The following is an 11,436-nucleotide window of genomic DNA, read 5'->3' on the forward strand; positions in this document are numbered from 1 at the left end:
TGGCGACACGATGCGGAAGTACCCGGTCGAGCTGATCCGCAAGCCCGAGCTGATCATCCACGAGCCCGCCTCGCCGACCGAGGCCTCCGTGGTCGCGGCCCCCGAGCAGCTCCTCCCCCAGAACTGAGCCGCAGAACTGAGCCCCCCGGCTCGCCTCACGACACGACCCCGCACCAGCCGGGGGCCTCCGGGCCCCCGGCTTTTTTCGTGCGTGGGCGGGGAAAGCAGAAAAAAACGGCCAACGGCGCGCAAGCACCGCCCCCCCGCGCGTCCTGCGATCAGAAGCGGCCCCGCCGGTCGCTCGCCCCAAACCAAACCTGCCGCCCCCAGTTCTCACGAGGTTTCCGATGAACGCTTGCTCGCTCGGCACGATTGCCCTGTTGCTTACCTCGGTTGTCGCCGGGGCCGATTCGCCGATTTTTGCCGAACTCGCCCCGGAGGCCGCGGCCTTTCGTGCAGAGCTGGATCATGCCGACGGGGTCTACCGCGACGGTGAATTCCTGCGGGTGCGTTTTCAAGCGAACCAGCCGCTGCATGTGTACGTGCTGTATCACCAGGCCGATGGCAATGCGGTCATGGTATTCCCCAATGCCGGTCGGCCTGACAGCCGCTTGAATCAGGCGGGACTCCAAGAGCTGCCAGCGCGTGACGATGTGGTGCAGTGCGTGATCCGCGGCCCCTTCACGGAAGAGGCGGTGCAGATTGTCGCCTCGGCCGAGCCGATCGCTGCCCTGGAGGCGGCTCTAACGGATTCCCCTGAGGCGGTTCCGGTGATCACTTCGAGCCAAATCGACGCCGTTTGCGCGGCTCATGCCGCTTCTGAGGGCTTGGCGGCCCAGGTGCTTACGGTGAGCAGCCCCGCAAAAGAATGATCGGGCATCCCTCCAATACCGGCTTGGTTACACTAAACCTTCTTCAATTAACCATGAGAATTCCGATGAACACGTCACTCATGCTCTCGTCTGGCCTTGGCCGTTTTGCTGCCCTGTTGATCTTGATGACGACCGGGGAAGCCCTGTCAGCCGTCGCGTCCGACGAGGCAGGAGTTCGTCATCACGCTTTGCTGATCGGCGTTGCCGCGTACGATAGCGAAGCGATGGCCCCGTTGCCTTACGCCGCTGTCGATGCGGAGCGGCTGCGTTCCGTTCTGACCGAGCGTGGCGACTTCCAAGACGCGCTGGTGACCACCCTCACCACCGTCGAGGGGAGTGGCACAAGCCGAGAACAAATCACGGCCGCGATCGAGGAGTCGCTTGCCGCGGTTGGGCCGGAAGACGCGGTCCTGATTTACTTCAGCGGCCATGGCGATCTCGCGTCAGACGGGACACTGTACTTGGCCCCCAGCGACTTTCAGCCCACCGAAGTGAAGTCCACCGGAGTTAGCGCGGCTTGGCTTCGCGGCAAGCTGGCGGGATGCAAAGCGCGGGCGAAACTGCTGGTGCTCGACGCCTGCCATGCGGGCGCGTCGGATCGGGGCGTGACGGGTGAGAATGTGCTGTCGAGCTTCGACGAAGCTGAAGGCGTGGTCACGCTGGCCAGTTCCTCGGCCGCGCAGAGCAGCGTAATGGACAGTGCGCTGGAGGGCTCGCTGTTCAGCTTTTGGCTCAGCAAGGCATTGTCCGGGCACGCGGACCGCAATGTTGATGGTTCAGTGACCGTGAACGAAGCGTTTGCCTATGTCGACCAGCACGTGACGGCCGAGGCGCAACGCCGGTACGGCGAGGATCAGAGCCCGCGGATGAGCCGCAATATGGCGGTCACCGGTGACCCCACAATTACAACGCTGCGGCCGCAACCGCTCGACGTGGTGCTCGAGGACATGGCGAGCCAGATCGCTTGGCATGCCGCGCAAGAGAGGTTTGGCGTGGTCGGCTGCCTGCCCGAGTTCACCACGCTCTCGTGGGACGAAGGCCGGCTGGCTTCGGTGCTGAGTGTCGAGAGCGGCCTCGCCGGAAAGAGCCTCGCCGAGCGATTTCAGGGCAAGGTTAAGGCTCGGTTGTCCGAACGGCCAAACACCATGCAACTGCTGACGGCGTCCGAGGCCAGCAATGCCGTTAAGAACGGCTTGAACGACTTTGTGGCGCTGACGGGTGAGGTCCGCATGCAGTCGGGCGACGCGCTGTTGCTGCAAGCCTCGATTGTTGAAAACGGCGTGACGACGCACAGCGTGGCAGGCCGAGCGATGGTCGATGATGTCGATCTGTGGGCCGAGTTTGGGCACAGCGCGGTGGTTCAGACGGCCGACTTCCAGTCACGCCGCGATCCGCTGACCGGCATTACCAAGTCGGCCGAGGCGGTCGCCGTGGCCACACTCGATCAGCGAGTTTCTGCTGCCGACTACCAGCACCCGATGGCGGATCCCGCTTTCGGCTGCCAGGTGTCGGTGCGTGTTCCAAGCGGCAGCAACAGCTATTTTGTCCGCAACCCGGTTTATCGCGAGGGCCGAGCGTATGTGGCTCTGAACAAAGGCGAGACCTACGAGATCCACGTCGACTACGACTTGCAGAAGCTCAACGAGGGCCGACCCGTTTATGCCAAGATCCTGGTCGATGGCGTGAGCATCCGCAATCCGGCGATCGATCAGACAGCGGCCAATAATGCCGCGCAAGAAGAGAATGGTTCGCAAGCTGGCGGGCCACGCTTCGACCGCGGCACGCAAACACCGACCAATCAAGGAGGCCCGGTGTTCTATAAAGGGGTTGATCTGGTCCGCGTCGCCCAGCACTCACCGCTGTCGTCGCTTGATCTGAATCAGATGTGGCTCTTCGATGGGAGCGTCCGCCCGTTGCGTTACCAAGGGTTTTACTATGGACCCAATCAAGACGCACTGCGGTTTCAGGTGGTTGACTCGACCGATTCGATCGGGGCCCGTCGTGACTACGGACAAGCGGTCGGCATGATCACGGTGGTGCTGTACGACATCCTCGGTGCCGGGCGCGGGAGCGATGTCGGTACGACCGCGGGAGCGCCGATCGCAGGGGCTCGGCTCCGGCCGGTTCAGGCCCCCGGCGGTGTCGGCCGCCAGCTGGCGGTGCTGCATGTTCATTACTGCTCCGCGTCGGCTTTGTCACAGCTTGAGCAGCGATGATGATGAGTCCTGGAAATGCCAGCAGAAGGATCGGGGCGATTGCCACCCTCTGGATGACGGTGACGAGCGGTTCGTTGTTGGCGGTGGAGTACGTCGACCCCGTGGCTTACGTTCGGTTGCGTTCTCAGGGCCACACCGGTGCCGTCAACGCTGTGGCATTCAGCCCGGATGGCGAGTCGCTGTATTCGGCAGGCAATGACAAAACCGTGCGGGTCTGGCGGCGTCCGTCGGGGGCAGAGGGCCCGTGGTCGGCTGCCCCGGCACTGCGTTGGGAAGTCGGCTATGGCGTTCCGGGTAGGATCTATGCGCTGGCGATGGACCCGCTTAGCGGCGCGGTCGCCGTCGGCGGGCGTGGCGGCAGGGGGGCGGGGGGCGAGGTGATCTGGTTCGATCCGGCCAAGCCCAAGGCCTTTCGGTCGTGGCGTTATCCGATCGACGATGCCGACCCGAACACTCCCCAGCATGAGCAAGTCGTGCGCTGCCTGGCGTTCTCGCCCGATGGCGCGTGGTTCGCCTCGGCCGATTTGGATGGGCAGGTGCTGCTGTGGCGCGGTGCCGATCGGCAACCGCTGGGTGAGTTGCTCCCGCCGGTCCGTCGGGTGAACGCCCGCGATGATCGATTATGGAGACCCACCGGCTGGGAGCCCCGCTGGCGCCCTCTGGCCTGGGCTGACGGCCAGTCGCTCCTCTTCCCCCGCATTGATGAGAAGGACCTCTACGAAACACCGAGCGGCGTTGTCCCGTTGTGGCGTGTCTACCTGCACAACGCGGTAACCGGTGAAACCGCTGAAGCTGGGGGCCAAGCCGACACTGTCTACCCGGGTCTGATTATGGCGATCGCGTCCAGTCCTGCGGGGCGGCGCTTTGCGGTGGCAGGGATCGACCGCCTGAATCTCTACGAGCAACAAGCTGCCGGTGGCTACCGCATCAAGACGCTTGAGATGTCGATTGCGTCGAGCGCAACGATCCGCGCGCTGTGTTTCACCAACGACGGTCGATCATTGGTCGTGGCGCGCGACTCGAGCGGGGGGGGAGGAGCTGTTCAGATCATCGCGATCGACACTGCTCCCACCGCAGCCAAGCGTACGCTGGCGGTCACACCGACAACGGTCGATTCGTGCGCGGCCAGTCCCGACGGAAAATTGATCGCTTACTCGGTGGGGAGTAGCGTGTGTCTGGTCGGTCCGTCTGCGGATAAAAAACCGACGCCGCTCTTTCTTGAAGGCGGCCCGCAAGTCGATCGGGTCGCGTTCCTGAAAGGCGATAACCAGGAATCCACCCGACTGATGGTGCGAAGCGGGGGCGTCACGTGGGTTGTCGATCCGGCTGCCGAGAGCCTGGTCGACAGGTTGCCGCCATCAGCCGCGGAGCCCCCCGACGCTCAGCTGGGACAGACTGCGCGCGGCTGGGCGTTTGATACGACCAAACTGGTTGTCACTCGTAACGGTCGCGCTATGCCCAAGCTGCCGATTGATTCGGCGATGGAAGGCGGGGTGCGATCCCAGGCGTGGTGCTGGATCCCTGGCCCCGACGGGGCCCCCCGAGCGTTGGCAATCGGTACCGAGACCTCCGGCGGGCTCTTCGTATTTGACCTGAGCAGTGTCGGCCCCACCCCACGGCTAGTGCGTAAGTTTGTCGGCCACGAGGGTGCCGTTACCACGTTAGCCGCCCGAGCGGACGGCATGATGCTGGCCTCAGGGGCCGACGACGGCACCGCCGCGTTCTGGTCGCTGGCGGACCTGTTTGATGCTAAGCAAGACGCGCTGATGCGGCTCTGGGGCGTTCGACTTGTTGATGCCGGAGGCACGGGGAGCCGCGTCGCTGGCGTCGCCGCCCAGGGGCCATTTTTTAATCGCGGCGTGCGTCGGGGCGATCGGGTGGTGCGGATCCGCTATCGCGAGCGCGGGCCTTTGCTGGAAGCAACCGACCACGCCACGATTGTGGCACAGCTAACCCGTTTCGATCCGTCCGCACAGGCCGCGGCACCGTTATTGGAGATTGCGAAAAGCAATCCGCAGCCAACTAAGAGGCAACCGATCGGGCTGAGTTTCGCCCCCATCTGGAGCCCCGTCCTTTCGCTCTATGCGAACGATGAAGCGTGGGTCGCTTGGACCCCGACGGGCCACTACGATTCCTCGGTTGGCGGCGACCGCATGATTGGCTGGCAATTCAACGGGCGACAAGGCGAAGCGCCTTCGTTTGCAACGGCCCAACAGCACCACCGCAAGTTCCGCCGTGAAGCGCTCATCCGCGAACTCCTGGCGGCGGAATCTGCCGAGAAGGCGGCGGCCATTGAGCAGGTGCTTCAGAAGCAGACCGTCGACAACAAGCAACTGCCACAAGTTCAGGTTACCCAGCAAGAGGCTCAAGAAGATGGCTCGCTCAAGGTATCCGTAGCGGTCGATGCGCCTCCCGGTGAAACGATCGACGAGATCGCCCTGGTCGACGCCGAAGGACGCAAGGTGGATCGGGTCGAAGGACCTTTCCAGCCCGGCGATCAGGTGGACCTGACGCTCCAACCCGTTACGGGGGCCGAACAATCGGTCACAGCCCGGGTCTATGGCAGTTCAGGAACCGCCGACTCGAAAGACCGTGTCGACTATCAGCCCTCACCCCTAGTCGCCGAGAAGTTAGATCGCCAGGAGGCGGCTAAAGAGGTTTTCTACTTGCTGGCAATCGGCGTTTCTGAGTACGACGAGCAAGTGGGCATGGGGCAACTCGAGTATGCCGATACCGATGCCAAGTATGTCGCACAAGTCTTCCGCGACCATCAAGCCTACGATGACGTTGTCGTCCGTGTGCTCACAACGCGTGAGATGACCACTGGCGCGCGGCTCCGAGAGTCGCTCGAGTGGTTGTCGAGCGTAGCGGACGGCAACGACACCATCGGTCTGTTCTTTGCCGGACACAGCCGAGCCAGCGAAGGGGATGTAAGCTTGATCCCCTCCGACGGCGACCTTTCAGGGCTCGCTTCCGCCGAAGTCATCCGGCAATGCTTCGACCGATCGCTCGGACGCAAGGTGTTGATTCTCGACAGTTGCAACAGCGGTCGCTTTCGTGAGGCGATCCATCGGCGGGCCCGCGAAAGCGATGACACCGATGTGGGCGTAAGTCTGTTTGCCTCGTGCGCAGCAGATGAGCAGGCGCGCGAAGATGCCGAGGCCAAGATGGGCGTGTTCACGGAACTTGTCGTTAAGGGGCTCGGTGGTGCTGCCAGCCGGCGCTCGAGCACAGTGGTCAGCGATACCGACTTGGCCGGCTTCCTGCGGCAAGACCCCAAGGCGCTCGAGCGCTTCAGCACCTCGATGCAAGAGCCCGTGCTCTATATCCCCTTCGCGTTCGAGCGCAAATCCGATCTGCGACTAACCCAGCCCGGCCGGTAGCAGGCCGATCGCTAGCGTGCCGGTTGTCGCGGTTGTGCCGAATTGCCCGCCTGACGGGGTCGCTCCAGCAAAAAGTTGCATTCTGCAGATAAGCGCCACACGCGGCGATAACCCTACTGCTGTTATATCCCGTGCGCATGGAAGGCGCGGGACCCGTGACCGACGGATCGGTCAGCGGGTAACCGACAAGGAGGAGATCCCCGATGATCCAGTGGAACCGCGTCAAGCGATGCGCAGCGGGCTTGGCAGTAACGGCGCTGACGGTACCGGTCGGCGCAGAGAGCCTTGCCTACCCCGAAATGTTGCAGCCGGCTGGCTACAGCTACTGCATTCCCGTTCCCAACCCTTGTCCGCCGCAGCCTTGCGTTCCTGAGGGGTTAATGTATCCCCACAGCGAGCCCTCCGCAGGGGTGCCAACACCGGCTGATTCGGCAAGCCCGAGTGTGGCCCCCACGCCGCTCACTAACCCGGCAGCACCGGCTCCGACGGCATCAGCGCCACTTGCTGACGCACTCGACGGCCCCTCGCCACTGGGTCTTGGATCGCTTTCTCAGCCCTCGGGTGGGGCTGGCTTCTCAATGGCTTCCGCGGTCGCTGCCGCACCGGCACCGGGCTACATCGATTACGCTCCGATCGCGACACGCTTCCGCTTGCGCTATGACAACGCCGAAGGTTCCGACCAGCCGACTCGTGGTGAGTTCTTGTACCCCACCGGTGCGGGCTTTGTGAACACCAAGGGACCGGCTGGCGTGGGCAGCGGTGGCGACCCGTTTGCTGAAAACATTGATCTTCAGGAGCTGAGCGCCTACCTCGAGGTCGCGTTGACCGACCGCTTCTCGGTCTTCGTCGACGCCCCGGTCCGCTGGGTTAGCAACGTCGATATCGACGACGATGGCCTTAACGATACAGTTAGCGGCTTCAGCGACCTTCGCACGGGTTTCAAGTACGCCCTGCTGGATTGCTGCGGCGAGTACCTAACGACCCAGTTCTTGATCTCCACCCCGACGGGCGACGCAGATCGGTCGGTGGGTACCGGGAATACGTCTTTCGATATCGGATTGCTCTACAGCCGTCAGCTCTCGAGCTCGACGTTCCTGTTCGGTGAAATCCGTGACTGGTTCACGCTGGACGCTCCCACCACCAACGATGGTGCCAACGATATCGATCTGAATGCCAACATCCTTCGCTACGGTGCCGGTATCGGCGTGGATCTGCTCGACAACAGCACCTGCTGCAAGACTCGCAAGCTGACGGGTATCTTCGAGGTGGTCGGCTGGACCGTACTGGATGGCTTCTCGACGTCGCTGGCCGGTGGTCAGCAAGTTCGCGATGCGACCGGAGACACCATCGTCAACGGTAAGTATGGCCTTCGCTACACAAGTGGTGACCATACCGTTTACGTTGGTTACGGCCATAACTGGACGAGCGACCGCTGGTACGCGGACATGATCCGTGCCGAGTGGGGCTATTTCTTTTAGAGCGGCGATCGCCTGATCTAGCCAGCTCACGAGCGGCCTTGATATTTAATCAGGGCCGCTCGTTTCATTGACGGTCGGCTAACGTGCCGAGACCAGGTCCCACTCGCCCCGCGATGCCTCGGCATGGGGCCTTTGCTGCTTGGCGGGCAGACGGCCGGCGTTGAAGTCGTTGTCGATCTTGGCCCCTACATAAGCGGCGGCTTCGTCCACCGAGAGCCGGCCATCGGTATCTTGGTCGGCGAGGCTGGGGTCGGTCATGGCTTCAAGCAAGTAGCGGGTGAACTGCCCCATCGCCTTTCTCCCCTGAGGCGTAGCAAAGCGACGCTCGTAGGCCGATTGCCCTGACTCGCAGGCGTACAGCGCGATCACTCGCGGGCCGTTTGCTTTGCGGAGCAGTGTCAGCTCGGCGTACGCCCCGGCGGTGCTCGGCAGGGGGCCATTCGCCGCGACGGCTGGCAGGGTTAGGCCGCGCTCGACGGGTTGATCAGCGCTCCCCTTGATGCCCGTGCCGGAGTGGCAGCAATCGAGCACGATCGAAACGCTCTGAACCTTCAGCTCGCGGAGCCAACTCGCCAAATCATCGTCCAGCAGCAGGTTCTCGCCCGCGCTCGTCACGTCGCTGAGGCAGAGGGCTTCATCCAGGCGTTCGTCGGAGGGTTCGTCGAAGGGGGCCCGGTCGGGGGCCTGGGTGCCGTGCCCCGCGAAGTAAAACACCACCGTATCTTCCGGCTTTGCCGTGCGGGCGATGCGCTCCATCGCCCCAGTGACCGAGCCGTGGTTGGCCTCTTTTCCTAACAAGACTTCCACTTGGTCCGGCTTGAAGCCCCACCGATCGCTTAGCGTTTGGGCGAAGAGCTTGGCATCGTACTCAGCCCCCCGCAGCGGACGCACGGCCATCAAACCGCCCACCCGAAAATGGGGGACCGCGTTCACCCCGATCACCAGCGCGTGTTCCTCAGCCAGACAAGAGCCCGTCATGCCGATTACTGCGACGAGCAACAAGAGTGGGCGGGTGTTCATAGTGCTATTCTCGCTCGCTGAGGAGACGCTGCAGCCGCTTTAGCTCGACCGTAATCTGTCGGCGGACTTCCTCCTTGTTGGCCTCCGACAGGTCAAGCGTTGAGAGCAGCTCATAGGCTTCCGCATCGTCACCCTGCTCCGCGACGCATTTTGCGAGGCTGATACGGCCGTCGAAGGAATCGGGCACCAGTTCCAGATGCCGTCGGAAAGCGGCCTCGGCTCCCTCCAAGTCGTCTTGCATGAAGCACGCCACTCCCCGAGCAAGATGCGCGGCCGCGTTATCGGGATCGACCCGCAGCACTCGTTCAAGCGCTGTGGTAGCGGTGGCGGCGTCGTTTTGCTTAAGAGCCAACCATGCCCGGGTCAGTTCGGCCTGGACACTCTGGTCGGTAACGCCCTCGACGAGCGTCTTAGCCGTCCGCAACCGTTCGATCGCCTCGGGCGAGGGTGCTCCGTCCATCGGCACCGCATCGCCCAGTTCGTACCCGTAGGCCAGCAACGACCAGGGGCCCGGATCGTTCAGGTCGTGTCTCTCTTGCAGAGCCACACGTGCCGCGAGCAAGCGGGCTTGTGGGTTCTCTGCGTCTACACCGTCGAGCAACTGCTGCGCACCGGCAAAGTCGCCGTCAGCGGCCAGTTCGGCGGCACGGCTGAGCGTTTTATTGAGGGCAACCTGTTGGCCCTGCGGCGATTGCAAGAACACCGCACCGATCAACAAGAGAAAGCAAGCCGCCATCGCCATGACATAGGTCATGGTCGATTGACGGAGCAGCGGCTTTGCCGTCGATCGCGGGGGGGCGAGGCCGATTGTGGGTGTCGATTCGGGCGCAGCTTCGAGCGCGTCTTCAAGCGAAGCGAGGTACAGGCTGGCGGCCTGCCGCGCTGCGGGATTCGCGTCCAGGTAGCGATAGAATTCTTCCTGGTCCGCTTCGGGAAGGCACCCCTCGATGAAGAGTTCGAAGAGGTCCTCGGCGGACTCGGTCTCGGCTGCCGCGGAGGTATCCTGTCCGTAGCGGAGCAGGTTGCCCACGAGCGTGTCGTCGGTGGGGGGCTCGTATTTCATAGTGAGGTTCCTCCTAAAGCCGAATCTTCGTCCTTGTTAAATTGAGCGGCTAGCAACATTGCCAACCGCGACTGCAGGTCGGCGACTTTGCCGGCGAGCAACAGCTCGATGCAATCAGTCGCCGGGTGACGTGCTCCAGACGCGAGGCCCAGATTTTGGATCTCTTCCAGAAGCTTTCCGGCTGCCTTCTGACGACGACGCGTCAGCGTGCCCGAATCAACCCCTTGTGTCTTGGCGAGCGTCTTTTGCGAAACGCCGTCTAGTATCAGCATCTTGAGCAGCACGCGATCCGCCACGGGAAGGCGATCGACCGCCTCGCGAAATGTCGGCGCAAGCTTGCTCTCGCAATCGGTAGCCAGCGCGTTGGTTTCGACCGTGTCCTCGACCGCGATCTCGGTGGACTCTCCGAGCGACTCCTCGCGGCGGGCACGGTGGGCCCCCACACACTTGTTGACCACCACCGAGCGAAGCCATGACTTGAGTGGCGTCAGGCCACGATACGTTGCGATCTTGGGAGGTCTGCCGACACGCGGCAGCACCAAATCGGCCGCCAGGTTTTCGGTGATATCGACGCCGCGTTGGCCCGCGAATCGGTTCGCGTGGTAGCGGACAACCGGCATGTAGTTTTCGTGGAACACGATCGCAGCCTTGTTTTCATGACGTTCAAGACCGGTGGCCACGATCACGTCGATCACGACGTTTTCGCGCACCAGTCCATAGTGCAATTGACCCCTTTCAAGTTGTTCGAGGAGATCCTCGACATCGGCGATCGATTGGGGATCGGTCGCGCGTTTGACAAAGTGGGTCTCAAGGGCCCGCCACAACCTGACGGCGTAGACGTCTTGCGCCTCGCTGTCGCTGAGGCGCAGTCCCAACGCCTCATTGGCGATGCGTTGGACCGTCGCGGTTAGCCAGGCACGCAAATCGTGCGTTTCATCACAGTCGGTCGCCGACACCCACGGTGCCGTAACAACGTCCTTTTGCTCGGTAGCGGACAGGGGGAGATCCTCGCTGTCTAAAGGGATGACGCCCGACGGAACAACCGTTGCGCGGAATTCTATCGAATCGGGCTAATTCGCCGTAACCTCAGTATGCACTAACACTTAAGCACACCGCAACTAACTCCAGCAGGAGGATTCGGGGGCTCTAGTAAGTAGTCCTACGACGAGCGGTCTCGATCCGACGGGCCTAGTTAGGACATGGCGTCACTCATCTGATCCTGCCCCGACCGCACCAGCCGGGGGCCTCCGGGCCCCCGGCTTTTTTCGTGCGTGGGCGGGGAAAGCAGAAAAAACGGCCAACGGCGCGCAAGCACCGCCCCCCCGCGCGTCCTGCGATCAGAAGCGGCCCCGCCGGTCGCTCGCCCCAAACCAACTCTGCCGCCCCGCGGCCTTCCCCCTCAAA

At 63.0% G+C, this 11,436-nt stretch carries 7 protein-coding genes; 4 read left to right on the top strand and 3 right to left on the bottom strand.

Annotation, left to right across the window (positions count from 1 at the left end; all coding sequences use genetic code 11):
• Window positions 1-347 precede the first annotated feature (347 nt).
• From Pla111_RS07210 to Pla111_RS17180, 4 genes are all read left to right on the top strand, one after another.
• Complete coding sequence (locus tag Pla111_RS07210; protein WP_146572742.1) at window positions 348-872, top strand: DUF4384 domain-containing protein; 525 nt, start codon at window positions 348-350, stop codon at window positions 870-872.
• A 65-nt stretch (window positions 873-937) separates the two neighbouring features.
• Entirely contained in the window at window positions 938-3,088 is a 2,151-nt protein-coding gene (locus Pla111_RS07215) for a caspase family protein (RefSeq protein WP_197524835.1), read from the top strand.
• A gap of 2 nt (window positions 3,089-3,090) precedes the next feature.
• Window positions 3,091-6,471, top strand: a complete 3,381-nt coding sequence (locus Pla111_RS07220; RefSeq protein WP_197524836.1) for a caspase family protein — start codon at window positions 3,091-3,093, stop codon at window positions 6,469-6,471.
• A 203-nt stretch (window positions 6,472-6,674) separates the two neighbouring features.
• Entirely contained in the window at window positions 6,675-7,949 is a 1,275-nt protein-coding gene (locus Pla111_RS17180; RefSeq protein ID WP_197524837.1) for a hypothetical protein, read from the top strand.
• Between the two features lie 78 nt (window positions 7,950-8,027).
• Here the strand turns inward: Pla111_RS17180 and Pla111_RS07230 are convergent, their stop codons facing one another.
• From Pla111_RS07230 to Pla111_RS07240, 3 genes are read right to left on the bottom strand one after another with little or no spacing between them, the layout of a single operon-like run.
• Window positions 8,028-8,969 carry a caspase family protein gene (locus tag Pla111_RS07230; protein WP_146572748.1) on the bottom strand — a complete coding sequence of 314 codons (942 nt, stop codon included), beginning with the start codon at window positions 8,967-8,969 and terminating at the stop codon, window positions 8,028-8,030.
• 4 nt (window positions 8,970-8,973) lie between these two features.
• Window positions 8,974-10,032 carry a tetratricopeptide repeat protein gene (locus Pla111_RS07235; RefSeq protein WP_146572750.1) on the bottom strand — a complete coding sequence of 353 codons (1,059 nt, stop codon included), beginning with the start codon at window positions 10,030-10,032 and terminating at the stop codon, window positions 8,974-8,976.
• A complete protein-coding gene (locus Pla111_RS07240; RefSeq protein ID WP_197524838.1) occupies window positions 10,029-10,988 on the bottom strand; it encodes an RNA polymerase sigma factor in 960 nt (319 codons plus the stop codon). The genes Pla111_RS07235 and Pla111_RS07240 overlap by 4 nt, the downstream gene beginning before the upstream one ends.
• Window positions 10,989-11,436: the final 448 nt, after the last annotated feature.

Origin of the sequence: Botrimarina hoheduenensis (assembly GCF_007859815.1) — a bacterium.
GTDB lineage: Bacteria > Planctomycetota > Planctomycetia > Pirellulales > Lacipirellulaceae > Botrimarina > Botrimarina hoheduenensis.